Annotated in this window: 22 protein-coding genes; 7 read left to right on the top strand and 15 right to left on the bottom strand. The window is 49.1% G+C overall.

Annotated elements, in window-relative coordinates; genetic code table 11:
* Positions 1-51: 51 nt before the first annotated feature.
* A complete protein-coding gene (locus tag QZN53_RS10370) occupies positions 52-1,431 on the top strand; it encodes an efflux RND transporter periplasmic adaptor subunit (protein WP_205428144.1) in 1,380 nt (459 codons plus the stop codon).
* A 5-nt stretch (positions 1,432-1,436) separates the two neighbouring features.
* On the opposite strand, the gene QZN53_RS10365 is transcribed toward QZN53_RS10370, so the two are convergent.
* The 3 genes from QZN53_RS10365 to QZN53_RS10355 form a co-directional block, all read right to left on the bottom strand.
* Entirely contained in the window at positions 1,437-2,570 is a 1,134-nt protein-coding gene (locus tag QZN53_RS10365) for an FISUMP domain-containing protein (RefSeq protein ID WP_163438885.1), read from the bottom strand.
* 18 nt (positions 2,571-2,588) lie between these two features.
* Complete coding sequence (locus QZN53_RS10360) at positions 2,589-3,788, bottom strand: FISUMP domain-containing protein (protein WP_163438884.1); 1,200 nt, start codon at positions 3,786-3,788, stop codon at positions 2,589-2,591.
* A gap of 150 nt (positions 3,789-3,938) precedes the next feature.
* Positions 3,939-6,197: an endo-1,4-beta-xylanase gene (locus tag QZN53_RS10355; RefSeq protein ID WP_163438883.1), complete on the bottom strand. Its 2,259-nt coding sequence runs from the start codon at positions 6,195-6,197 to the stop codon at positions 3,939-3,941.
* A 224-nt stretch (positions 6,198-6,421) separates the two neighbouring features.
* Between QZN53_RS10355 and ruvA the strand changes: the two genes are divergently transcribed.
* The 4 genes from ruvA (at position 6,422) to QZN53_RS10335 (ending at position 10,896) form a co-directional block, all read left to right on the top strand.
* Positions 6,422-7,030, top strand: a complete 609-nt coding sequence (gene ruvA, locus QZN53_RS10350) for a Holliday junction branch migration protein RuvA (RefSeq protein ID WP_163438882.1) — start codon at positions 6,422-6,424, stop codon at positions 7,028-7,030.
* A 36-nt stretch (positions 7,031-7,066) separates the two neighbouring features.
* Positions 7,067-8,110 carry a Holliday junction branch migration DNA helicase RuvB gene (gene ruvB / locus QZN53_RS10345; RefSeq protein ID WP_163438881.1) on the top strand — a complete coding sequence of 348 codons (1,044 nt, stop codon included), beginning with the start codon at positions 7,067-7,069 and terminating at the stop codon, positions 8,108-8,110.
* Between the two features lie 223 nt (positions 8,111-8,333).
* Entirely contained in the window at positions 8,334-9,380 is a 1,047-nt protein-coding gene (locus tag QZN53_RS10340) for a family 16 glycosylhydrolase (RefSeq protein WP_163438895.1), read from the top strand.
* Between the two features lie 124 nt (positions 9,381-9,504).
* A complete protein-coding gene (locus QZN53_RS10335) occupies positions 9,505-10,896 on the top strand; it encodes a GntR family transcriptional regulator (RefSeq protein WP_163438880.1) in 1,392 nt (463 codons plus the stop codon).
* A 15-nt stretch (positions 10,897-10,911) separates the two neighbouring features.
* Here QZN53_RS10335 and QZN53_RS10330 read toward each other — a convergent pair whose 3' ends face one another.
* From QZN53_RS10330 to gatB, 5 genes are all read right to left on the bottom strand, one after another.
* Positions 10,912-13,776 (bottom strand): TIGR02171 family protein, encoded by a 2,865-nt coding sequence (locus QZN53_RS10330; RefSeq protein WP_163438879.1) that lies wholly within the window; start codon positions 13,774-13,776, stop codon positions 10,912-10,914.
* Between the two features lie 82 nt (positions 13,777-13,858).
* Positions 13,859-14,593 (bottom strand): IMP cyclohydrolase, encoded by a 735-nt coding sequence (locus QZN53_RS10325; RefSeq protein WP_163438878.1) that lies wholly within the window; start codon positions 14,591-14,593, stop codon positions 13,859-13,861.
* Between the two features lie 26 nt (positions 14,594-14,619).
* Positions 14,620-15,579, bottom strand: a complete 960-nt coding sequence (locus tag QZN53_RS10320) for a hypothetical protein (protein WP_163438877.1) — start codon at positions 15,577-15,579, stop codon at positions 14,620-14,622.
* 226 nt (positions 15,580-15,805) lie between these two features.
* Entirely contained in the window at positions 15,806-16,120 is a 315-nt protein-coding gene (locus QZN53_RS10315) for a hypothetical protein (RefSeq protein ID WP_163438876.1), read from the bottom strand.
* The gene (gatB, locus tag QZN53_RS10310; RefSeq protein WP_088628381.1) at positions 16,120-17,574 is read right to left on the bottom strand and encodes an Asp-tRNA(Asn)/Glu-tRNA(Gln) amidotransferase subunit GatB; all 1,455 of its coding nucleotides are present in this window, start codon (positions 17,572-17,574) and stop codon (positions 16,120-16,122) included. The genes QZN53_RS10315 and gatB overlap by 1 nt, the downstream gene beginning before the upstream one ends.
* A gap of 125 nt (positions 17,575-17,699) precedes the next feature.
* On the opposite strand from gatB, the gene QZN53_RS10305 reads away from it, so the two are divergent.
* Positions 17,700-18,293 (top strand): L-threonylcarbamoyladenylate synthase, encoded by a 594-nt coding sequence (locus QZN53_RS10305; RefSeq protein ID WP_072801076.1) that lies wholly within the window; start codon positions 17,700-17,702, stop codon positions 18,291-18,293.
* Between the two features lie 498 nt (positions 18,294-18,791).
* Here QZN53_RS10305 and QZN53_RS10300 read toward each other — a convergent pair whose 3' ends face one another.
* The 6 genes from QZN53_RS10300 to QZN53_RS10275 form a co-directional block, all read right to left on the bottom strand.
* Complete coding sequence (locus QZN53_RS10300; RefSeq protein WP_163438875.1) at positions 18,792-19,982, bottom strand: FISUMP domain-containing protein; 1,191 nt, start codon at positions 19,980-19,982, stop codon at positions 18,792-18,794.
* Positions 19,983-20,139: 157 nt separating this feature from the next.
* The gene (locus QZN53_RS10295) at positions 20,140-20,631 is read right to left on the bottom strand and encodes a 3-hydroxyacyl-ACP dehydratase FabZ family protein (protein ID WP_233144358.1); all 492 of its coding nucleotides are present in this window, start codon (positions 20,629-20,631) and stop codon (positions 20,140-20,142) included.
* Positions 20,600-21,487, bottom strand: a complete 888-nt coding sequence (locus QZN53_RS10290) for a UDP-3-O-acyl-N-acetylglucosamine deacetylase (RefSeq protein ID WP_163438874.1) — start codon at positions 21,485-21,487, stop codon at positions 20,600-20,602. Before QZN53_RS10290 ends, QZN53_RS10295 begins: the two co-directional genes overlap by 32 nt.
* A 112-nt stretch (positions 21,488-21,599) precedes the next feature.
* Positions 21,600-22,673, bottom strand: coding sequence for a UDP-3-O-(3-hydroxymyristoyl)glucosamine N-acyltransferase (locus QZN53_RS10285; RefSeq protein ID WP_163438873.1), 1,074 nt, complete (start codon positions 22,671-22,673; stop codon positions 21,600-21,602).
* Entirely contained in the window at positions 22,673-23,635 is a 963-nt protein-coding gene (locus QZN53_RS10280; RefSeq protein WP_163438872.1) for a diacylglycerol kinase family protein, read from the bottom strand. The genes QZN53_RS10285 and QZN53_RS10280 overlap by 1 nt, the downstream gene beginning before the upstream one ends.
* A gap of 65 nt (positions 23,636-23,700) precedes the next feature.
* Entirely contained in the window at positions 23,701-24,213 is a 513-nt protein-coding gene (locus QZN53_RS10275; protein ID WP_163438871.1) for a gamma carbonic anhydrase family protein, read from the bottom strand.
* Between the two features lie 143 nt (positions 24,214-24,356).
* Between QZN53_RS10275 and QZN53_RS10270 the strand changes: the two genes are divergently transcribed.
* Positions 24,357-25,790: an aldehyde dehydrogenase family protein gene (locus tag QZN53_RS10270; protein ID WP_163438870.1), complete on the top strand. Its 1,434-nt coding sequence runs from the start codon at positions 24,357-24,359 to the stop codon at positions 25,788-25,790.
* Here QZN53_RS10270 and QZN53_RS10265 read toward each other — a convergent pair.
* Positions 25,787-26,218, bottom strand: a complete 432-nt coding sequence (locus QZN53_RS10265) for a thioesterase family protein (protein ID WP_163438869.1) — start codon at positions 26,216-26,218, stop codon at positions 25,787-25,789. The genes QZN53_RS10270 and QZN53_RS10265 overlap by 4 nt on opposite strands.
* Between the last annotated feature and the right edge of the window lie 3 nt (positions 26,219-26,221).

Genomic DNA, 26,221 nt, shown 5'->3' with positions numbered 1-26,221 from the left:
CCAAATACTCCCATAGATTCCGATAAACTCATCAAGGCTCTTCAAGGAGCATTGAATTCTTCTAACAAGAAGATTGTTCAGCTCACATCTGTCCTTGACATGGCCCGCAAGGTGAACGAAGCAGACAAGTTCAAAACCGCCGGGCTCGCCCTTACGGGTGAACTTGCCGATAAGCTTCATGCCGAAAGGGTCTGCCTGGGTTGGCTCAAACATGACTATATCCAAATAAAATCGATCAGCCATACAGATCGCTTCGAAAAAAAGATGCAGATCATCCAGGACCTTGAAGCTGCCATGGAAGAAGCTTACGAGCAGGATGCAGCCATCTTGCTACCGTCTCCAGACAACAGTAACCTTTCGGTCCGTGCACACGAGCGTTACCGCAAAACTTACAACGCCGACTATCTGCTATCCGTCCCTGTCCGTAGTGGCGATGAAACCATCGGAGTTGTCACCTGCGAAAGATCCAAACAGCCTTTCAGCGACATTGACGCCACAGAAATACACCTTGTTGCATCTCTTACTGGAACCCGACTCAAGGAACTCTATCAGAAAAGCAACTGGTTCGGTGCACGATTTGCAAGAAACACACGAAAGCAGCTCAGTAAATTACTCGGTTTTGAGCACACTTGGGCAAAATTCTTCGGGATTCTCGCTATCGGATTCATCTTATTTGCTACGCTGGTGCCACTCCAATATAAAGTCAATTCACCAGCCATTCTAAAAACAGATAAAATTATCTACCTAACAGCCCCCTTCGACGGTTATATAGACAGTGTATCTGTAAAACCAGGTGACATTGTATACAAGGAACAAATGCTCTTGAGACTAGACCAAAAAGAGTTAAGACTTGAAGAAGCAAACCTTTTGGCCGAGGAACAGAACAACCGTAGCGAGATTCAAAAAGCACAGGCTGAACACCAACTCGCAGACATGCGAATTCATCAAGCTAGGTTATCGCAAACCCAAGCAAAGCTGAAAACCGTACGTTACAAGCTTTCTAAATCTGAAATTCTTGCAACCGTTGATAGCGCCATTATTATCGAAGGCGATTTGCAAAAAAAACTTGGTGCACCTGTAAAGCAAGGTTCCGAACTTATTCAGATGGCACTTATTGAAAACATCTACGTAGAAGTGGATGTCAACGAAGTTGAAATTGAAAATATTAGCATCGGTAGTGACGGACTTCTCGCCGTAAAGAGCCGTCCTGAACAAACCTTTGGATTCCGTTCAGAGAGAATCAATCCCACCGCAACAGTTAAGGATCAAGAAAACACCTTCCCTGTTCGTGGGGAATTCAACGAAAAAATACCAGGGTGGTTCCGCCCTGGTATGACAGGTATTGCCAAGATTTACGCCGGCAAAAAGACACTTTGGTGGATTTTGAGCCACCAGGCGATTGACTACTTACGCCTAAAACTCTGGTGGTAAGACAATTAAAAAGCGTCCTTTACACAACGGAGGGCTAGTCCTAAGTCCTTGTCCACTGCATCATAGGTAACATCTTTGTTGTCAAATGTCATGCCATAAGATTGCGCAGAGAATTTATCAATAAAATTCGATGTCCAAAATAGGGTTCTAGAACCTTCTCCATAAAAATTAGATTCTTCGTAAATGCCACCCGGATAAACACTAAATCCAAGTTCATCCGTTCCTGTCCAGCCTCGTTTCCACCCCGTAGTGGCACGTAACATTTGTCCGGCAGTCTTTTCTTCCTTTTCTAACTTGAATAGCATTTTCCATTCTTCTTTCGTAGAAACATGCCAGCCTTCAGGACAAATTCCTTTGAACGGGTTAGCCACATTGCATTTTTGACCATACCCACATTCTTCTTCAGGTTTGTTGAGTACGGCAGCCCATGTATAAAGGCGTCCATACTTTTTGCAATTTAATGACGAATTCTTATAACACCAACTCTGTTCGCCGTCATTCAGTTCATAATTCAAATTTTCCAACATCCATGTTCTGGCTGAATCCCCCCGACCCAAAACGGCATAGCGGTACACTTGATTGTCTCGGGCATCCAAGAAATACTCTGCATTGCTGTAAAGCGATCCATTAAGGCAAAAATAATCCATAGGATCATAGGCGGAATCACCACATAATGCCGTATATATTTTTGATTCCTTTCCATCGGAACATTTAAATACAACTACACCTGCGGAGTCTCTAGCAATTCCGCAATTGACATTCGAGGAATCACCTCTTTCTCCTTTCTCTCCATCAGGGCCAGTATCCCCTGTGAATTGAGCAGAGTCGCCAGCAACGCCTTTATCACCTGTTGCGCCCTTTTTTCCTTCCGAACCAACAGGACCCTGATCGCCGTCGCTACCTTTCAGCAAAATCCAATCGCGACCATCACAAAAAAAGGTGGCTGCGGAATCAATGACGAATATTTTTTTGCCGATAGATGTTGAATCGCAACTTACCGAACTTAATTTTTTTCCAGAATCAAGAACCTGATTGACATCATCATAAACATCGAAATAACTGCTTTCGTCATCAGCACAAGCTGCAAATAACAAAGCAGATACAATCAAGCCCAAGTAAATACGATTCTTTTGATACATAAAACACTCACATTAATTCTAGAGGGCCTTGAAACAACGTACGGAAAAAGCATTTCCTTTACGATCAATATCAGAACGACTTTTCCACGCCATTTTTGAAGACGATGTTTCCAAAAGAGTTCTCAAAGCGCTATAACCATTAGTATAATTCGTAGCAGACCATAAAATCGCAGAATCACCCTTTGATAAATATTTACCATCAATGTCTCTATATCCTGCCGGCAAGATGGTCATTCCTAAATAATCGGAACCATTTCCGTCCGCACTCCAACCATTTTTTGATTTAAGAGCATTTCCTATGAGAGATTCATCTATTCCAGATGCTTCAACCAAATCAGACCAATTGGTATTCAAAGGCATAAACCATCCTTCGGGACAAACTCCTCGGGCTGTCCATGTAGACGCAGATACTAGCGCAGCATCACTTCCATTATCACCGCAACCTTTGCAATCGTCACTAAACTTGGCTGCACTATCCATTGCTGCAGCCCATGTATACAAGCGACCATACTTCTCGCAATTCGCGGGTTCATCATCATAGCAATAGCTCTTGGCAGTTTCGATATTATAATCATAGTTCAAGTTTTCAGCCATCCACATAAACGAGCCAATTGTCACGACCTTGTACATCTGATTATCTCTGGCGTCGCACAAATAATTTTTAGGATTGTACGGTTTGCCATTACAAGAATAAAGCTCACCATTAAAGCAAGCTGCCTTTTCCGGATCAAACGGCGTATAACCACATATAGATTTATAAATCTTTGTAGAATCAGCGTCTTCATCTTCACCGCACTTGATAACGACGACGCCATCTTCATCACTGATTATCTTACAGCTAGTCCCCGCGACACCATCATCACCCTTCGGACCTTGAATTCCAGGATTTCCCATAAGACTTTCGCCATCATCACCCTTAGAACCGGTATCGCCCTTTTCGCCGTCTTTTCCTTTTTCGCCCTGCTTACCGGCAGCACCTTTCAAGGAAACCCATTTCTTTCCATCACAGAGATACATGTCTGTAGAATCAATAACATAGAGCAATTCGCCCATGTTCAATGAATCGCATGTTTGTTTTTTTAGTTTTTTGCCAGATTCCAGGACGGCGATATCGTCGTTATGATATACAGTCGTTTCGGTTGCCGAATTGCTGCATGCTACAAAAAACAACATTCCGGCCAAGCCAATCAATTCACAACAAAAGAATTTCTTTTTCATTTTATTCCCATTAGTTTGTGCAAATTTATATTTTTTATGACTGTCTAACTAGAAATTTTTTATAAATTATTTGTTACTTTTCAAACATTACTTTTTGTTTACATTGTTCAAAAATGCATTTTTGGGGCTATAAACGTATTTTTTGCGCCATTATCTTGCAACGCGGACGCTTTGAATCTTGCCGGTGGTACGATTGCGCAGGAAGTACACGCCGGAGTTTTTCACTTCGTTGGAAGTCTTGAGGATTTCCTTGGCGGCATCGAAACCGTAGGCCGAAAGTCTGCCTAGGCGCACACCGTGCAAATCAAGCACGTCGTAATTCTGGAGCGTATTTTGCTCAAAATGGAGCTTGCCGCTAATTTTTCCGTTATTTTTATCGCCAATGGCAATCGTCTGTTCAAAAGCAGCTGAATCCAACGAATCCAGCGGATGTATCGGGATGCCTTTATCGTACCACATGTTCTTGGCGTCGTAGAAGTGCTCGCTGAAATATTCCTTGAGCCAAGTCATTGCAGGGCGGTCTACCCCATCCTTGATAAGTCCGGGATTCGATTCGTCGACCCATACACTTGCTCCGACTTCGTAAAGGTAGCCCCAAAGGTTTACGCCTGCAATGTATTCCGATTCCATAAAGAGCGGAATATGTTCGGAGTAGCATGCTTTTTGAAGGCTGTCGTTGTCCGTACCGACGCTATATTCTGTAATAAACAATGGAAGTTTTATTTTGTCGTAAATTTCCTGAATGCCGCTTTGGATGCGTTCAGCATTGACGCATTGGACAGGACCGGATCCTTGAACGAGCGATGAAGCTACAATTCCGTAGGCATCGACGGGCGCGCCTTGCTTCTGGATTTTTTGGATAAGGTCTGCGCCCAGGTTGTTTTTCAACCCGTAATAATCGATGTCGTTGTAGATTAATTTGGCGTACGGCCAGCGTTTGCGGGCCATTTTGAAGGCCGTGGCCACAAATTTGTAGTCGTCGTTGTCTCCGCCAAGGGCTTCGATAATTTTGAGACCGATGTTGCTACCGAATCCTGAAAGATAGCGGCCTTGACTGTTGCGAGAAGCTCCTTTTACCACCTCGATCATGTCGAGTGTGGGGTAATGCTTGGCGACTTCGTCAAACCATGCTTCGATTGCTTTCTTGGTTTCCGCAGTATCTAAGCTATATAGCCAGTTGGGGGTGCGCGGTTCCCAGAGCAAGTTGCGGAATGTGAACTTCGCTTTATTTGTTTGCGCCCAATGATCGACGCGGTCGCATTCCGACCAGTCGAAGTTGCCGCGCTCTTTTTCAACAACTCTCCATGTGCATGCGTTTTCGGGCGAAACCTGATTCCAGTAGGTTTGAAAATCCTCGGGGATTTCTTGCTTGTCAGCAATCATGTTGCCAAGATATTTGGTCGCTCCATCGGCAAGGCCACGGCCGTAACGGGCATCCGGATTCTTGAAATATTCCTTGAGCCAAGTCAATGCCGCTCGTTCGATGTCGTCTTTGATGAGGCCGGAACAACCTTGTTCCAAACCGTTACAAGAAAGCCAAGTTTTGCCATAAATGTATCCCCAAAGCGTTATGCCTGCAACATAATCCGTTTCCATTAGGATTGGGAGATGTTCTTGGTAGCATTTTTTTTGAAATTCATCGTCCGTGGAACCGACATCGTATTGAGTAATATATATGGGGAGTCCTGTCTGTTCATGTGCTTCGTAAAGGGAGCGTTTGAGTAAGGATGTATTTAGGCAATAATAGCCTGTCCCTTGTGCGGTTGTTTCGTGGAACTGCATTCCGTAAGCGTCAACTGGCGCCTCCTGGGCCTTTATTTTCTTGAGAAGGTCGATACCCTCTACTTTTTGCCATTGGATAGTATTGTAATCGTTATAAATCAGAATGGCTTCTGGCCAGCGTTCTCGTGCCATCTTGAAAGCGGTCACTACAAATTCGTAGTTGCCGCTATCGCCGCCAAGCGCCTCAATCAGTTTGTTGCTGGAAAAACTGGAATGATAGTTGTTGCCGCTTTTGACGGCTTCGTTGACCACTTCAATCATTTCGAGATCGGGGTAACGTTCCTTAACAGCGTCGATCCAATCTGTCCAAGCTTTTTTAGTTTCGTCAACATCGAGTTCCCTTAACCACTGCGGGTTTTGCGAACCCCACAACAGGGTGTGAAACGTAAAATGCGCATGATTCTTTTTTGCCCAATTATAGGCGAGGTCGCAACCGGTCCAATCGTATTCACCACGTGTTTTTTCGACATAGCCCCAAACGCACCCGTTCTCGGCAGTAATCTGGTTCCAGTAGGTTCCATAGTCGTCGGGGATTTCGCCAAAGGTCGTGGTATTGCCTAAAAATTTGGCCGCTCCATCGGCAAGGCCTACATCAGCAAAATGTCTTAAAGATTTTTGATATTCCACTCATTGCGACCCCGTTTTTTTTAGGTTACAGCACTCAATAATAAAACTACCTATAATACGGAGAAAAGCATCAAATTAAAAGATTGTTTCATGGACAAACTATCAACAACTGCATAAATTTGTAAAAAAATAAGGATAGACTTGACAAAACCGGCTAAAATAGTATATATTTGTGCAGTGAACAGATGTTTATGATTTAAAGCGGTTTTGAGGCATTATAAACAATGATTGAACGAATTCGCGGAATTTTGATTGAAAAGTCCCCCACTTTTGTGGTTGTAGACGTGAACGGCGTGGGTTACGGCGTGAATATTTCGGCCTATACGGCGGGCAAACTGCCCGAGGTAGAAAGCGAGGTCACACTCTACACGAACCTGGTGGTGCGCGAAGATTCCATGACGCTGTTCGGTTTTGCCGACAAAACCGAGAAAGACACCTTTATCATGCTGCTCGAGGTGAACGGTGTGGGTCCTAAACTTGCCCAGCGTATTCTGAGCGGCAGCTCCCCTGCTGACCTCTTGAACATGGTCGCAAGCGACAACAAGAGCGCCTTGGGCAAGATCAAGGGACTCGGCAAAAAGACTTGCGAGCAGATGGTGCTTTCGCTGAAGGATAAGGCAGGGGCAATGCTGCAGGCCTTGGGCGACGTGGAAGGCTCCGGAATTACCGGAATGGGCGCTCTCACGGGTCCGAAGATGGAAGCGGTTCTTGCCTTGCATACGCTTGGCGTGAAGGATCCGGCGGCAGAAAAGGCCGTGATGAAGGCTGCTGAAATCTTGGGTGATTCGGCAGATGCCGCAACACTTATCCCCGAGGCTCTCAAATATCTTTAAGGAGATGCCCGGCCTCGCCGGGCATGACAATCGAAAATGGACGACCAGCGTATTATTTCTCCGGAACGCAGAACGGGCGACGAAAGCGATGTAGAACGCACGCTCCGCCCGCCTAGTCTTGCTGAATTTACCGGCCAAAAGAACATCAAAGAAAGCCTTTCGATTGCAATTGAAGCCGCGAGACATCGCGGCGATTCGCTGGATCATTGTCTTTTCTGCGGTCCTCCGGGTCTTGGCAAGACGACTTTGGCCGGAATCATCGCCAAAGAAATGGGCGTGAACATCCATATTACGAGCGGTCCTGTACTCGAAAAGGCTAGCGACTTGGCGGGGCTTTTGACGAGCCTGCAAGAGAACGATATCCTGTTTATCGATGAAATTCACCGTTTGAACCGCGTGGTGGAGGAATACCTCTACCCCGCTATGGAAGATTTCAGACTCGATATTATGCTGGATTCCGGGCCGGCGGCTCGTAGCGTGAACTTGCCGCTCAAGCATTTTACGCTGGTGGGCGCAACGACTCGCAGCGGTTTGCTTACAAGCCCGTTGCGCGATCGATTCGGCTTGCAGTACCGCCTGGAACTTTACGACGAAGACGACATCAAGAGCATTTTGATGCGCAGCGCGAAGATTTTGAACGTGGGGCTCGAAGAAGATGCGGCCAAACTCTTGAGCGGTCGGTGCCGCGGTACGCCGCGTATCGCTAACCGCGTACTGAGGCGCTGCCGCGATGTCGCCCAGGTGCGAGGCACCGGCGTCATCGACTTGATGTCGGCTTCAAAGACGCTTGAAATGCTTGGAATCGACGGCGAAGGTCTGGACCACATGGACAGGAAGATTCTGTCGATGATCATGGACAAGTTCGGCGGTGGCCCCGTGGGGCTGGGCACCATCGGGGCTGCGCTCGGCGAGGAGCCGGACACCCTCGAAGAAGTCTATGAACCGTACTTGATTCGCAAGGGGCTCCTCGCGAGAACGCCGCGTGGCCGTACAGCCACGCGCACCGCCTACGAGATGCTTCATCGCAGCATTCCGAAAGCACTTGCAGAAGCCAGCGCTCAAGAGTCGCTGGATCTTTAAGCAAATTTTTTTTCGCATTCCGGGGTTTTAGGGGCGGAGTCCCTAGGCGTGAGGGTGATGGAAGACCCTGCGCAGCAGGGGTTGTAATCAGGGAGAGACTTCTCCCTTTTTACATAGTTCAGTCGATACACTTGTAATGTTTTGACATCTGCAGGCGTTGTAACGTCTGCATTTTCTTTATAAATTCATTATTGGTGATGAGGATGTGTTAATTGGAGGCATGATGCATCTTAAAACGACTCTTTCCGTTCTCGCAATCGCGGCGGTAGCAACCATGGCACAAAACAAAGCATATTCTGGCGCAGAACTCTACACTCTGAAAGAAGTTGAATATGGCAAGTTTGAAGCCCGTATGAAGATGGCTGCAGCATCCGGCACCGTCAGTTCCATGTTCCTTTACCAGAACGGTTCTGAAATTGCAGACGGACGCCCCTGGGTGGAAGTTGATATCGAAGTTTTGGGTAAAAACCCGGGCAGTTTCCAATCTAACATCATTACCGGCAAGGCTGGCGCACAGAAAACCAGCGAAAAGCATCATGCCGTGAATCCGGCTGCCGACCAAGCATTCCATACCTACGGCCTCGAATGGACACCCAACTACGTTCGTTGGACTGTAGATGGCGTAGAAGTCCGTAAAACCGAAGGCGGTCAGGTTTCTGACCTGAAGGGAACTCAGGGTCTCCGCTTCAACCTCTGGTCTTCTGAAAGCGCTGAATGGGTCGGCCAGTTCGACGAATCCAAGCTCCCGCTTTTCCAGTTCATCAACTGGGTCAAGGTTTATAAGTACACTCCGGGCCAGGGCCAGGGCGGTAGCGACTTTACGCTCGACTGGACGGACAATTTCGACACATTTGACGGCTCCCGCTGGGGCAAGGGCGACTGGACCTTCGACGGCAACCGCGTCGACCTCACCGACAAGAACATTTATTCCAGAGACGGCATGTTGATTCTCGCCCTCACTCGCAAGGGTCAGGAAAGCTTCAACGGCCAGGTTCCGAAAGACGACGAACAGCAGCCCGTTTCTTCGAGCAGCATTACCCCGAGTTCCTCGAGCGTGGCATCGTCTTCTAGCGTAGCATCTTCCTCCAGCGTTACGCCGAGTTCCAGCAGCCAGTTCAACCCGTTCAGCTCCAGCAGCGAACAGGAAACCGGCATTCTCCAGAACCGCGTCAAGCTCCAGAACAAGGAAGTTCGCGGTACGGTCAACGCCAAGGGTGCTCGCGTGAACCCGAACAACAAGGCCAACTATCAGGTTGACTTCAATTTCTAAAGCCATTCATCCAACCCCAAACAACCCCGACCTGCGCAGGAACCTCCCCTGCGCAGGTTATTTGTTTATAGAGATGAATAGCCTTGAGTCGCTTGTGGCTCACATTTTTATTAATATTTAAAGCATGAAACAGCGGATTATCAAAGCTTTGATCGATATGAACTTGAACGACGGGGACAGGCTGCCTTCCGTACGTTCGATGATCAAGGGGTTCGGGGCTTCGTCTGGCACGGTGCAGGCGGCGCTTACGGAGTTGGAATCTGCTGGAAAGATTTGCAAAATCCAGGGCAAGGGCTGTTTCTGGGGGACAACCCCACTCAAGAACAGGGTTCCTTATGTCCACGAGACGGTCTCTGAAAAGCTCGCCAAGGCATTCGAGCGAGACTTTGCGCAAGGATTTATCAAGCCGTCGCAACCGCTCCCCCTTTCGAAGGAACTTTCAGCCCGCTACAACGTTTCGCAGGGCACTCTCCGCAAGTTCCTTGAAGAAAAAGTTGCCCGCGGAATCCTGAAAAAAGAAGGCCGCCAGTACCTGTTTTACCGCAAGCAGCAAAAGCGCGACGAAGCACCGTTGAGTGAGCTCATTTTCGTGACGCGATGCAACAGTTGGGGCGGCTTTACTGCCGAAAGTGAACGCGAACTGGACTTCTTGCGACTGATTTACAAGACTGCCGGTAAAAACCATTACAAGCTCACGCTGTTCGGCATCAACGACGCCTCGGGCAAGCTCATTGACCGAAGCGGCAAACCTTGCAAGCTTTCGGAACACCCGAACGCCGTGGGCGCGATTCTTTCGACACTCCTGGTGCAAAACTTCAGGCCGCTTCTGACATTCTTCGCCGACGCCAAATTTCCCGTTGCCGTATGGTGGGAACATCCCATCGACGCAGTACCGCGCAGCTTTATGCGCAAGGACAACTGGGTATTCTTCAATTCCACCTTCGGAAAGCAACCCGGTAAAGAAATCGGCCGCTACCTGCTCGGCCTCGGCGTCACAGAAGTCGGCTATTTCTCGCCGTATCACAACAGTTCTTGGTCCAAGGACCGCTTGACCGGTCTCGAAGAATCGGGCCTGGTAGTGCACCCCTATGTGGACGCCGAATTCGCAAGCCCTTGGGATTACAAGCAGATTGCCCGCAAGAAAGTCGAAAAGCTCTCTGTGGAAATCATGGCGCGCACCCTTGAAAAAGAAAAACTCAAGGCACTTGCCGAACGCGCGCTCGCCTTCCAGGCGGCAAACGGCAACAACATGCCCTGGATTTGCGTGAACGACGAAGTCGCCGGCATCTTCATGGAAATGGTCGAAGAAAACAACATGGAAATTCCCATGCCAAATATCGGACCGAATTACATCGCCTTCGACAATTCCATGGAAAGCTACCTGTTGCGCATTCCGTCTTACGACTTCAACACCGACGCGCTTGTAGAACAAATGTTCTACTACATCAGTAGCCCCTCGGCTTTTGACGGCATCAAAAAAATCCACCACATCCTTGGGAACGTGGTGGAAAAATAAAGCGCCGACTTTCTCTTATTTATCCAATTTCTTCAGCAGCGAGTCAAGACGCGTCGTCAGTTGAATCGCCCCGAGATAACTCAAATGGTCCTCGTTGAACGCCATTTCGTCGGTATAGTCATGATCCCCCATTTTATTTTCATCCCATAAACGGAAATGAGGGTATTTCTGCTCCAAGTCTTTAATTTCTTCGATCAAAGCCGGGGCTTCGCTTCTACGGATTCCATAGCGGCCAAAAGAGCCTGTTTCTTTAAAAGCCGGACTCTGCGGGAAAATAATGCCCACGACAAAGATATCCCTTTCTTCGGCCATTTTCAATATATTTACCAAATGCTTAAAACTGGCGTAATAATTCTCCGACAGTTCCCTCATCCACGTGCTATCGTTATCGACAGAGGGAACGGTTTCCCAATTGCCGGGTGGTTCGTAATTGTAGCCGCGAGGCGCTATAAAGCGTTCCTGATAAGCCTCTAGACCCAAAGATTCTTCTGTCAGGCGGGCCAATTCTTCGGGCACGCTATCTTTCCAGAAATCATGGTTTTTATCATAAACAAAGCCGGGGTAATTTGCATATTCCAGAGAGAAGAAATTATACGGTCCATCTTCGGAATGATACCACAAGTCAATATCCAAGGCGACAACGATATACTTCAACTTCTTGAAATGCGGGAACACATAATTCGTCAATAGATAATCGGATGTCGCCATCATGTTCGGGACATTCGCTAGATTCAGCGCAAAGAAAGAGGTATCTAGACCGAGTGGAGCAATCGCATCTAACGGTCTCGAAGACCCGAAAATGGCAACGTTTGCCGTATCCTTGAATTTCCACAAGAGTTCCATTTTATAGCGCAGAATAATGGATGCGGTACTCCCCTGCGGCGTAAAATAGACGCCTGCGCTATCAACCTTGATTGAAGAACCTCCTGTAATAAGGGGTTCCGAATAGGCCCACATATTCGGATGCCAAAGTTCATCGCCCTCGGCAAGCTCCGTAAAGCTGCTGTCTTGCAAATCAAGCAATACGATTTTACGGTGAGAACCATTCGCATTCACTAGAGATGCAACAGCCAGATTCATGTTCCCCGCCCATTCCGTATGGTCAAACGTATGGCCAGCCGGAGCGCGGAAAGACTGAATCAAATTCCCTAAAGAATCTGTCACGAAAAGCCGTTCATGAGTCGCATACCTTCCGCCGGCAAACTTGCGCCCCGTAGAACTGCCAAAATCCAGGAACAAGGTGCGGTTGGAGCCATCTTTTGAAAGCGAAACATTGCAAGCCTGTTCGCCATTGTACCACACCGTATCATGGTCATTTACGCGAGCACGCAAAAGCCGCGCGCCAGAAACCGCCAAACGGTCGTCGGCACTGATTCCCCCGTGGAATGCTCCATCGAACAATTTTTGCGGGGTACCGAATTTACCGTTTGCAAAAACCACCTGCCAAGTCGAAGTGGAGCGGAAAGCCGCTTCGTCTTTATTGTTCCCTGCACTGGTGACATACACAATGGCAGTGTCGCCGGATTCAAGCACACGCCAGCGCGGAATGGCGGCACTTTCGACATCGAGCTTAACCAAGTTAGACCCTTCTTCATTCAAATCGCGCACATAAACAGCAGACTTGCCGTCAAGCCCTTCATACATCGTCGAGAAGGCAACATGGCTTCCGTCAGGCGAAATATCGGGGTGGTACGCATCGATTGAATCGATGATTTCGACAACCGACAATGTTCCGTTAGAATAATCGATGAAGGCGATATTTCCGGAGACATCGTTTCTAAAAGCAAGTTTAGCCTTATAAGTATTGGTATGGGCATATACCGACGACGAATTTGCAAGCGGAGTAATTCTGCTTGAAGCGGCGCGGCCTGAACTCCCCATCCATAAGGCATCTGGAATCTTGCCGAAAACAAGGCGGAACCCGACATAATCACCACGAGTCGAAGAGGTAACCGAATAGACATCGCCACGGGAATGCATTGAAATTGATGTTGCCTTATTGCGGAAACTGCCGCCTTTAACGACTCGCTGCGCAAGCGCTCCCCCATCGGGCGAACCGACATAATTCATCACCAAAGTATCACGGAAATTTCCAAACCAGTCGTTCACCCATTCGAGGGCATTGCCCATCATGTCGCATAGTTCGTCTTCGCCTGCCATAGAGCAAACCGGATGCAATTTGTATTCGGAATTGTCGGCGGTCCAGGCTTTTTTGGCGTTCCAGTTCGATTTCGCGGCAAGCATCCATTCCGCTTCTGTCGGCAAATGGTACGATTCAATCTCGGGATGGTATGCAAAACCCTCTAGATTGACACAGTGCTTTTCGGAATCAAATGACTTTGCCAAATAAGTATAAGCGGTATCAAGGCCTTCTTTTTTGCTGCGTTCATTGGCAAAAAGAACCGCATCGTAGAAGGTCAAATTCACTGCCGGAAGTTTCTCGGAGGTGCATTCCAGCACAAGGCCCGCCGCCGGTTTCATGAGGGCGTTAAATTCGCTACAGGTGATTTCATGCCTGGACACATAAAAATCGTAATTGAACTTCACCTTCATGGCCGGGCGTTCATTCACGCGCACATCGGGCAAATTCGTGCCCAATTCGACGGTCAAATCGTTCGCATGAATCAAGATCAATTCGCGTGCCTTAAACAGACTATCAATTCGAGCGAGGCTGTCTATGCGGGCAAGGCTATCTTTTAGCAGGCTGTCTTTAATCAGACTGTCCCTCAAGAGACTGTCTTGCAAAAGGCTGTCACTGGGTTCGGGGATAACGGGGTAAATTTCTTCAGGAACCTCTTCATCCGAGGCCGCCGATTCTGAATTGGTACAAGCAATTAGGACTAGCTGTAAAAACAGCAGTAAGAAAAACGTCCTTCTCATAAAGCTCTATACCCCACAAATACACCCCTTAAATATAAAAGGACGGCTTCCGATAAAGAAGCCGCCTTTTAAAACAGATCAATTACTTGTTTTTATTGACAATCAATGTCTTTGCCTTGAAAGTCTTCTTGTCAATCCACTTGACCATCAAGGAGACCTTGTTGTCCTTGTTCAGGGCGGCCCAGTACTTCTTGAGCGTGTCTTCGGCATTGTCGAAAATCGGCATCAGCTTCGGGAAGCCGTTGAAAGACGGAATCGGGCTGCCGTCGGTTTCGTAGGTGCTGATGAAGTGGCCGAGACCCGGCAGAGCCTTTTCGTATTCAAACGTCATGCGTTCGCAGCCGGCTTCTTCGCTGTTGTTGCGGCTCTTGAGAATGGAGAGCTTGTACACAGCAGGCTGGGCGTTCTTGTAATGGATGCCCGAGATGCGCGGCGTGAAGTTCGGAGCGTCATCTTCATACTGGCGCGTAGCGAGAGCGCTTTCGAAGGTGCCGCCGAGCTTGATGGCGTTATAAATCGTATCGGTCTGGTCACCGTTGGTGATGATCTGCACGTCGGCCGTGTGGCGGGCCGGGTAGTAGATAATCAGGTGCGGGTCAGTGAGCTTGGATTCGTCAAAGGCCTTCGTCTTCATGAAGCCGGTCTTGGCTTCCATTTCGAAAACGCGGTTACGGCTGTTCACGCTGCGGCCCATAATCCAGTAGACCTGCACGTAGGACTTGCCGTCGGCGCTTTCGCCGAGCACAATGCCACGACCAGGATACGGGTTATTGGAGAGGGCCTTAAAATTCAGTTTTGCTTCGTCTGTGTATTTCATGGCCCGAAATATAGAAAAACAATTAGTTATTCATATTGCGGAGCAGGGCCGGAAACCACCTCGTACACAGTCTCTTTTTGTAGGTAAGGAGTGTGCGCAAAGTACTTGATGTCCGCGTCCCTCGCCTCTATATCGAACCAAATGTCGTTAACGCACTTGCACGCAGTTGGAAGCATCGCCGTGACATCGATTCGTAGCGTATCGCCAAAACGCCCCACGTCCATCATCACCTTGTCAAACCCGCAATAGCCAGCCATTTTCGGAATCATCAACCGGTATTTGCCGTCCTCGTTATACAGATAGGCCAACGGTGAATCTTCCGTACTCTCTTTCAGCAAGATCGTTTTCATGGAAAGGTTTTCGTAGCAGCCCTTGAAGAACATCCTTACTTCACGAGATAAACCCTGTTCTTCTGCGGTAGAATCGGCTTCAGAAACAAGCTGTTCAGCAGAATCCGGCTCAACTTCGTTAGACGGATTTTCAGGCACAACCTTCTGCAAAGGAATGACACGATAACCATCATACTTCGTGTATTTCACGTTTTCAAAAGTCGAATCAAATTTTACCTCAAACGTCACCTTTCTCGGACAGACACAATCAAGCTGCATTTCGTCGTGCTCAATTTTCGGATCGACAAAGAGAGTGTCCCCCTCTGCAACCACATCAACATCCACGATATAGGAACTGCAACCCAAGACAATATTTTCAATGGTAACAAGAGCATATCCTTCGCTATTGGCGGGGTAAATCATAGATATATTCTTATCCAAATCCGAAATTCCGTCTTCGACTACAGACAAATTCTCATTCAAATCGGCTGCATCATTTTCAGATTCCTGAGCATGAAGACCGTAAACGCATTGTGCACTCAGATTCCTCACCTGATTCTGAAGAATCGAAGATTGAACCGATCCCGTCAAAGACGAATCATCCGAGCAAGCAATAAACATAAGCGAGAATGCAGCAGTAGTGAAAATCTTATTCATAATCTAGCTCCTTCTGTTTTTCATTTTTTCAAAAAAATTTGATCAAATGAGGTGTAACTTTATACCTATAATATACGCTAGATTTTTTCAAAAATCAATGTTTTTATTATACAAAAATTCACTTTTTACGTAAAAATCAAAGATTTAATAGTAAATCATTACATATTAATATCTATATTATACACACTGTATAATACAAAGAAATTAGGTGCAGAAGCACACCTAATTAACGCTTCGGGTTGTAGTTGTTCATGAGCACCATGGCGACGGCGACGCAGAGCATCACCACGCTGCCAACGATCACTTGCTGGCGGTGGTTGTATTCGCGCTTGATATAACTCGGATTCTCTTCGTTGAGTTCCTGGAGGGTCGGCCCCTGGTTCAACTTGGTCGAGTCGACGCCGTAGGTTTCCGCGATTTCTTCGTCGGTCATGTTCAGCGTACTGACGTAGGCGCTGTCATACTTGTCGAGCTTGTCTGCGGCAAAAGACGCCCCTGCGGACAGGAGCGCTATAACCACAACAAGAACGAACTTAGTCATTATTCCTTCGCGAGCTTGTCGAGGATCTGGTTCACGAGGCCCGGGTTGGCCTTGCCACCGGACTTGCGCATGGTCATACCCACGAGGAAGCCCTTCAGAGCAACCTTGCCAGCCTTGAATTCGGCGAACTGGGCTGCGTTTTCGGCACAGACGGCGCGGACCACTTCTTCGATGGCACCGGTGTCGGTCACCTGCACCAGGCCCTTTTCCTTCACGATAGCTTCGGGATCCTTGCCGGTTTCAAACATCTCGGCGAAGACCGTCTTAGCAATCTTTCCGTTGATGGTGTTGTCGGCAATCAGGTTCACGAGCTTGCAGAGGTCTTCAGGCTTGATCTTGAGGGCAGAGAGGCCGCCTTCGAGTTCCTTCACCTTAGCGAGGAGTTCGGTAATCACCCAGTTGGCGAGCACCTTGCCGTTCTTGCAGTTCTTCGCGGCGGTGTCGTACCATTCGCTCACGTCGCGGTCTTCGGTCAGCACCATGGCGTCGTATTCGGAAACACCGAAGTCGTCCATGAAGCGCTTGCGGCGGGCATCCGGCAGTTCCGGAAGCGTGCGGCGGATTTCTTCCACAAAGGCCGGGTCGGTCACGAGGCGGACCATGTCCGGTTCCGGGAAGTACTTGTAGTCGTGGGCGTCTTCCTTGCTGCGGATGACGATGGTCTTGTCCGCGTTGGGGTCGTAACGCTTGGTGCACTGTTCCACTTCCTTGCCGGCATCGAGCGTCGAGGCCTGCAGGTTCATTTCGCAGTAGAGAGCCTTTTCGAGGTTCGTAAAGCTGTTCAAGTTCTTGATTTCGGCGCGGATACCGAACGGAGCGTCTTCGCTGGCGCGGAGAGAAATGTTGCCGTCGCAGCGCATGTTGCCGTTTTCCATGTTGGCGTTCGAAACGCGGGTGTATTCCAGCGTCTGCTTGATTTTCTTCAAAACGAGCACGGCTTCTTCCGGGCTACGGATATCCGGTTCGGTCACGATTTCGCAGAGCGGAGTGCCGCAGCGGTTCGCGTCAAAATGGGAATCAGTCGGACTCATGTCGTGAATGAGCTTACCGGCGTCTTCTTCCATGTGGATACGGGTAATGCCCACGCGCTTCTTGGTGCCGTCTTCCTTGACGATTTCGAGCCAGCCGTTCTTGCAGATCGGGTGGTCGTACACCGGAAGTCCGCCCGTCTGGGTAATCTGGTAGCCCTTCGGCAGGTCCGGGTAGAAGTAGTTCTTGCGGGTCCACATCGCGTTCAGGTCGATTTCGCAGTTCAGCGCAAGGCCTAAGCGAATGGCGTATTCCACCGCCTTCTTGTTCGGCACGGGCATGGCACCCGGCATACCGAGGCAAACGGGACAAACGTGCTTGTTCGGGGTCGTATTCACTTCGATTTCGCAGCCGCAGAACATCTTGGTTTTAGTCGCGAGCTGACAATGGATTTCAAGACCGATAACAGGACAATAATTGGACATAAAAACTCCGTATTATTTTACGGCATACAAAATAGAAAAAAGACAGGCTAAACAGCAGGAATTTTGAGTTTTTAGCCCTTAAAATCAGCTATTGCAATTTCCTATGTTTTTACTATTTTATCGCCATGCGTTTTGAAGTTCACCCAGTAAATCCGCAAGCGAGAATCGTGAAGCTTGCCGCAGCCGCCCTCGAAGACGACGGTCTTGTTCTCTACCCCACTGAATCTGGTTACGCGATTGGCTGCAACGCCGAATCGCCCAAGGCAATCCACAAGCTTTACGCCCTCAAGAAGCCGATGAAGAAATTCTTCATGGCGCTCATCATTCCGGATATTCGCAAGGCGACCGATTACGCCCGTGTAGACAACTTTGCATTCAACATCATGAAGCCGCGCGTGCCCGGGCCGTACACGTTTATTTTGCCCGCCGACCCGCACATCGCCCGCCGCCTGGACGTCAAGCGCCCCGAAATTGGCGTGAGGATGCCGACGCACCCGTTCTTCAAGGAACTTTTCCAGCATTTTGACAAGCCGATTCTGAGCACGGCAGCCAAGCTCACCGAAGAAGACATGTACGAGCCGGACGATATCTGGAAGACTTTCGAGCATTCCGTTGACATGATGGTCGACTGCGGCCCCATCGAAATCAATCCGACCAACATCATCAGTTTGATTGGGGATCAGGTCGAAGTCATCCGCGGCGATTTGCTAGATCCGTAAAAAAGGGGGAAGCCTCCCCCTGGTTCGCACTTCGTTGCTCTCCACCCTCTCTAGCGGGGACACCCCGCAACGCCCCAGCAGCAAAGCCCACGGCTCCAGAAAGTAAACGAAACTTGGCAACTTGTTGCCTTAGTTGAGTTATGCTCTATGAGTATAAGCTCGCTTCGCTCACATGGATTCGGCCTTCGGCCTCTAATGTTCGCTCGCCGACTTACTTTCCTCCGCCTTTGGGCATGCCACTCTAGATGTCTTCCCGCACTCGGTGCGGGATCTCCTTTGATGCATGAAAAAGGAACGCTTCGTCTCTGCCTGCACCACACGCTCACATGGCCGTTCCGGAATGTTCGCTTTGCGGTCAGGCACTCGCCTCCGCTATCCTCAGCAGTTACTCTTCTTCTGTCTTCCCGGCGAAGGCCGGGCGGACAGCACTTAGCACTTTTAGTGCTTAGTGCGCATGGCCACCAAGGTGGGATCTCCTTTCCCTGCCGGAAAAAAGGATTAGTAATCCTTTACGCAACGGATAGAAAGAGCATCACTCTTTTCTGATCCTGCAGACATGTTCATATGATTATGTATAAAATGTACCATAGTTCCCAATAAAGCAGGTTCGTCGTAATATTCTCTAGGAATCCAATAATATCCCAGCTCCATAATTCCACTAAACCTGCGATTCACAGAATCATACAAACCTACAGGCAAAAGAGAAAAGCCTCTCGGATTTTCCATAATTCCATTCCAGACCTCCGAACTAAGATACTGACTACCACTCATCGCCCCATGTCCATTAATGGCAGCCACCCACTCCCCCTGATTCATAATGTGCCAGCCATCTGGGCAAATTCCCTGATGTACAACGTACTCCGAATTATTTGGTACAAGAGTATTCCTAGACTCATCCGTCGTATTCAGGCATTTTTCACTTCCCGTTTGAGAAGAATCACAAGCCGCTTGGAAAGCCATAGCGGTGGCCCAGGTATAAAGCCCTCCCCACCCATTTTCACAATACCAAGGATCATCATCGTAACAATATTTAGTTGAATCACCTTGTTGATCTCCACCAGAAATCATCTTACCAAAATTCAGATTCTCCGCAAAGAACGTGAGTGTATCAGTAACATCGTCATATAGCCGAATTGTCTTGTATACATGATTATCTCGCGGATCAGTAAATTCTCCATAGCTGAGTTTGGCATTAAACTGTCTGCTCATATCATAATATTTGCTACTACTGGATTGTTGCACAACAGAGCTAGAAGACATCGGTATCCAAATTTCATTTTGACAAATATATTTTACCTGTTCCTGTGAGATAAACACAGTATACCCTTCTTCATCTTTTTCACACGGAGTTCCAGAAAAAAATTCTTCACTTGACGATTGGAGAACCCATACACCATTCTGACAAACATAAGTTTCCTTAGTAAAAAAATACCATTGTTCCAAACCTTCTTGATCAGGCGTACAAGTTTTAACAGAATCACTACTACTCGACTCAACCACACTCGAACTACTATTCTTGCCACTTACAGAGCTAGAAGAATTCTTCTCCGCCACCGAGGAACTGGAACCGAGCTCCTCATTGCTACTCGACGAGATTTCACCGATAGGATCGGGAGCGGAGCTACTAGATTCATCGCCGCAGGCAACGAACAAAACAGCAGAAAGCAACAACGCAGCAAAATATTTCACAGAAGACCTCCAGGAACCTCAATCGTTTTTTGCCAAATTTAAATTATAAAAAAGGAATCACGTTAGTGATTCCCAATCAACGTGACAATAAAGTCTATTTTTCTCTGGTATGAAAAGCTGATGCTGACCTTCGTCAGCATGACTCGGGCATAAAAACTTAGACCATGGCGGCGCTGAAGTCGGCCTTGGTGCAGAGCGTTTCCTTGCCTTCGGCATCGACGGTCAGGAGTTCGCCGCTGTACTTGTAAATGCCGTGGCGGGCCATGATGAGCTTGGCCTTCAGAACGATTTCGGCCTTCGGGATCACCGGAGCGCGGAAACGGCAGTTTTCGACCCCCATGAATGCCGGGCGCTTGCCTGTGGTTTCGGCTTCGCGACCGATCATGGTGAGGAGCGTGGCGGCCTGGGCCATGGATTCAATCTGAATCACGCCGGGGAGCACCGGATTGCCCGGGAAATGTCCCTTGAGAAAACCTTCTTCACCGGTCAAGTGCCACTTGGCAACGATTTCCATGTTTTCAGCATCGAGGGAGAGGATTTCATCGACAAAGGCAAACGGGGCCTTCTGCGGAAGCACGCTGTGGACGACTTCGGCATCGTAGAGGATTCCATCGACGTTAGACTTGGGTAAAGATTCCAGCATTGACATAAGGAATGATTTTCTCCATGATTTGGTGGTGGGACACATGCCCACCGTTGGTGATTTCGATTCTGACCCTCGGAAGGGCCGGACAGATAAAACTCAGGTCTCCAATCAAATCTAGTATTTTATGCATCGCAGGTTCGTTTGCGATGCGGAATTTTGGCGAACAGGCGCTGTTTTGAGCCGCGCAATCCCCCGCTGCGAGCAGGAGTCCGCAAGATTCATCGACACCGGCAAGGAGCCCTGCCGCACGGGCGCGCTCCAGTTCCACCTGATGAATGAAGGTGCGTGCCATGAAAATTTGGTACAAGTTTTCGGGCGAATAAATGGAGACGGAGGCCGCCGACTTGAGGTCGTAACCGTCGCGGGCGGTATTGCGATCGAGAACGTATTCGACTTCGAAAGTTTCCGCGGGAGTGATACGGACGTGTCCACACGGCAAGTCCCACTCGGCATGCACAGGAGCATCGAAAAAGACCAGCTCTTCGGGCGCTCCGCAGAATTTTCGCATTTCGCAGAAGAACGGAATCGACGAACCATCCATCATCGGGACTTCGGGCTTGGCCGCATCAGAAAGTCGTACGTTAAAGCGCCGGTGCGGCCACATCAGGAACACGGGTGCCAAATGCTCCGGCGACAAAAGTTCCAAGCCAGATTCACTCAACTTGTAGCCAGCGGTACGCTTCGCAAAAAATTCAAGTTCTTCAAAACAATGACACGCATCGCTGCGGTAAAAAAGCTTTTCGCCCACATACCAAGCCACAAAGGGAACCTTCTGCGGGTCCTTTTCCAGCGGCTCGACAGAAACAGAAGTCGAACCAAAGCTTAAGCTGGGGGATGTAAAATTCAAAATGCCACTCATTACGGCCACAAATATAAAATAAGAGACCCTAGCTTTCGATTAGGATGACACAGATGCAATGTGAAATGTGTAAAGACAAATGAGAAATGAATAATCTCACATTCCAAATTTCTCATTTCACATTTTTACTCTTCTTCGCCATGACGCGGAGCTCGACCATTTGACGACGCCAGATGTCGATATCAATCGCCGGGAATCCAGCGACTGTCTTGCCCGCAGGCACGCTCTTGGTCACGCCCGCTTTCGCCGTCACAATCGCATTCTTGCCCACGGTCAAGTGCCCCGCCGCCTTTGCGCCGCCCGCGAACTGCACGCCATCTTCGAGAATCGTCGTGCCGCCGAGAGCCGTTTGCGAGGCCATGTAAATGTTATTTCCAAGAACGCAGTTGTGCGCGATTTGCACCATGGAATCCAGATGGCAATTGTCGCCAATAGTCGTCGGAGAAATGAATCCGGCCGCCACGACTGTGTTTGCACCAAAGCTACAGCGGTTTCCGATACGGACACCCGCAAAATGCGGCACCATGCGACGTTCACCTTCGTGCTCATAGAATCCGAAGCCGCGGCTACCGACTACGACGCCCGCTTGAAAAATGCAGCCCTCGCCCACGATTACATTCGGGTAAATGGTCACGTTCGATTCCAGACGGCAGCCTCGCCCGACGCTTGCACCGCGCATTACGACGCAGCCGGGCCCGACAAAGCAGCCTTCGTCAACAAAGCCTTCGACAACCGCCGACGGGTGAATCCAGGGGCCAGCTTCACCATAGCCTACGCCCATGTAGTCGCGGTCAAAATGCACGCCCGATTCCATGTTGTCGGTGAATCCGTTGCCCTCGAAATGCTCCGAGAACTTGACCATGGCATGGTAAGGTTCTTTGACGGCGACAATATTCTTGGCATTCGGGAAAATCTCGGCAAACGAAACCTCGCCCGATTGCGCCGCAGCAGAAGGCACGAATAGGAGGCCGGCAGCCGTCTTTTTCAAATCATCGTTCGAAGGACCGTTCGCATGCGTCACGCTCTCGACCCTGCCGACCCAGAAACTCACATCGTTTTCTCGAGCCTGCGTAAGCGCTGCAAAGCCCGTCAAAGTAACCTCTGACGACTCGCGCAAGACGCGACATTCAATTTGGGATATGTTTTGCAGGTAATCGACAATGTCTGAGGCGCGAACGGAGAACATTATTCCCCCAGCGCCATAATCTGCACCTTGCAGGCAAAGTCAATGTCTACATGGCCGCCGAGTTTACCGCTCAGGTCTTCGCCGTCGAGCTGCAAGAATTCGTCTTCGGCAAATTCCAGCTTAAGGGACTTGGCCTTGCGGGTCTTGATAAAATACTTCTTGACTAAATTCCCGATTACAGGCAAGTTTCCGACCGCAATGGCCAGCAAGAACCTGAACATGTTCGGCACGCATACGATTTCGAGCAGGCCGTCTGCCATGTCGGACTTGTAGAAGGGATTAGCTCCGCTCGCAAAGCTCGGAATGTTGCCCACAATCACGGTGCGATGGCCGTCCAGAATTTTTTGCCAGCTGCGGCCCTCGGCATCTACAAACGAAAGCTTACCCTTTTTAAGCTGGTAAGAGCGGTCCGCAAAGAAACTCTTCACGTAATGCAGTTTGTTCACCAGCACGGAATTCGAATTGAATTCGCCGTTGGCGCGGGCGCGGTTAAAATCGTGAGCGATTCGGGCATCGATACCGCCCGAAAAATAGTTCGCAAAGGCAAGTTTCCCGTTCACCTTCCAAATATCGAAGGGGCGCGCCTTGGCTTGCAGCAAGCGACGCACCAGGAACAAGAGTCCCTTGTCTACATAGGGCTTGTAAAGGTTCAGCACGCGCGCAAGGTCGTTGCCAGTACCCAGCGGAATCAGGCCGATTTTCACGGACTTCGCGTATTCCGAAGAGACCATGACCGAAAGGACAGAAGACACGGTGCCATCGCCACCGACGGCCACCAGTTTTTCTGTATTGGCAAGAGCATCCCTGATCTGATTGTCTAACCCATCGATATTGGTAAATTCGGCCTTCCATTGGTCTTCCGTATAATTCAAGGAAGACATGATTTCGGGCAAATACTGATGAATCACCTTGCCCTGGCCGCCGCCACTAATCGGATTAATGAGAAAGACAAACTTATACATCACAGCTAAAATATAATTATATAAAGAATCAAGTCTAAAGCAAAGTTTTTTGTAGCAAAAAAGCGTTAAGAGTTTCTCAACTCTTCTTTAATGACCAAATAATGTTCCGCATTTTCGTGGAATTTGCGGATTTCGTCTTCGGTCAGTTCACGCACCACATGGGCCGGAGCACCCACAATCAAGCTGCGTTCCGGGAATTCCTTGTTTTGCGTCACCACGGCACCGGCAGCCACCACGCTGTTCGACTTGATGTGTACGCCGTCCATGAGGATTGCACCCATGCCAATCAACACGTGGTCGTCAACATCGCAAGCATGCAAAATGGCATTATGGCCCACGGTCACGTCGTCGCCCACATGCACGCCGACTCCAGTCGAAAGGTGTATGGTTACATTGTCTTGAATATTGGTACGCTTGCCAATGCGAATTTCGGCGAGGTCTGCACGGATAACCGTATTGTAAAAAACAGACGAATCGTCGCCAATTTCTACATCGCCAATGACTTTGGCGCCTTCCGCGATAAACACGCGTTCGCCGAGAACGGGCTTTTTACCCTTGAATTCAATTAAAGAAGACATAATTACAATTTATAAAAAAAGTAGGCAGTGGTATGGGGTATGGGCTATGGGGTATGAGGTTTGGGCGGAGGGTGTACGCTACAATGGTATAAATCTAGCGACTTTAGGCCTAAGACGTATGAGTAAAAATTATATTGTTCCACATGTCAGATTTCTTACAAAACATATTTGATGCGCAGGGTGAAAACCGCTGGAAAATTGCACAATCAAGCGTGAAGGAGCGAATCGCCAAGTTGGTTAAACTCCGCAAGGTCATTGTGGCTCGACAGCAGGAATTTTATGATGCCGTATGGACCGATTTCCACAAGCCGAAAACGGAAGCCTGGCTCACCGAAGTCTACCCTGCCCTACAAGAAATCGACCACACCGTGAATCACCTGCCCGATTGGATCGAAGACAAAGATGGTAGCTGGAGTTTTCTGTTCCCGCTGAATTCAAGCGTGAGCCATTTTGAACCCAAGGGCCGCGTGCTGATTATGGCACCGTGGAATTACCCGTTCTTGCTGTTTATTTCGCCGGTTGTAGCGGCCATCGCCGCGGGCAATGTGGTGATTGCAAAGCCGAGCCACAAGACTCCGCATGTTGCCGAAGTTTTGGAATCGATTATTAAAGAAGTTTTCCCGCAGAACGAAGTCGCTGTCGTGCAGGGCGCCGGTGCCGAAATTGGCGACCAGCTGCTCGCTCTCCCCTTCGACCATGTGTTCTTTACGGGTAGCCCGAACGTGGGTGCCCATGTGGCAGAAGAAGCGGCCAAGATTCATGCTGGCGTGACGCTTGAACTCGGCGGAAAATCGCCGGCAATCGTTCTAGATGACGTGAACATCAAGGATGCCGCAAAGAAAATCGCATGGGGCAAGTGCCTGAACGCAGGCCAAACCTGCATCGCTCCCGACTACATGCTTTGCCCGCGCCGCTTAATGCAACCACTCGCCGAAGCCATTGCAGACAACATAAAGAAGATGTACGGCGAAACCGATGAGGCACGCCGCAACTCCGAAATTTTCGTGCACATCGTAGAAAGTCGAACTGTGGAGCGCCATCAAGGGCTGATCCAAGACGCTATCGCCAAGGGCGCAAAGGCTGTCTTGGGCGCACATTTCAGCCCCGAAGACATTGAAAACCGTTACACGCCCGCGACCGTGCTGACCGACGTCACGCCCGACATGCGCATCATGGAATCTGAAATTTTCGGACCGATTCTCCCAATTATCGCCTACGATTCGCTAGAAGAGGCAATTGCCTTCGTTCAAGCGCGTCCTAAGCCGCTGGCACTCTACATCTTCGGAAAGTCCGAAGTGAAAATCAACGAAATCATCGCCCGCACCACCTCGGGCTCAACATGCGTGAACCATTGCATTTTGCAGATTGCAAATCAGTCGGTTCCGTTTGGCGGTGTCGGCATGAGCGGTACCGGCAATTACCACGGGATTTACGGATTCAAGACATTCAGCCACGAACGCAACGTGATGCGGCAGAGTGCCCTCGACACCATGACATTCCTTTACCCGCCGTACCACAAGAAAGGCGACAAGGGCTGGCGCGCGTTCATCCAGAATTTGGCGAAAAAGATTCTTTAGTGCCCGACGTACAGGCGCTTCATTTCGTCGGTAATGGCAATGGGGCGACCACGATTCAGGTCGACAAGCACCCACTGGGTTTCCGATTCAAAAATCACCTTGCCGTCAGAAACGCGTTCAAAGCGGCATTTGCGTAAGCTGGCGACTTTACCATAGGCAGCGACCCACGTGGTTCCGCGGATTTCGTCACCGAGGAAAGCCTGATTCTTGTATTCCACGTGCTGCACATGAATCATCCAACCTGCACCCAGGTCACGCATCAGGGCCGTACCGCCCACGGAATCGGAATGGGCAATCGCGATATCCTGGATCCACTTGACCGACCACACGTTGTTGAAATGGTGGTTGTCGTCAATCATTTCAGGCGTTACCTTGAACACCTGCGTAAACTGCATCGGGTCAACCGTTTCTTCCATCGCAATTGCCATAAG

Source organism: uncultured Fibrobacter sp., from assembly GCF_900316465.1.
In the GTDB taxonomy this organism is placed as follows: Bacteria; Fibrobacterota; Fibrobacteria; order Fibrobacterales; family Fibrobacteraceae; genus Fibrobacter.
This window is presented reverse-complemented; position numbering and strand designations above follow the sequence as displayed.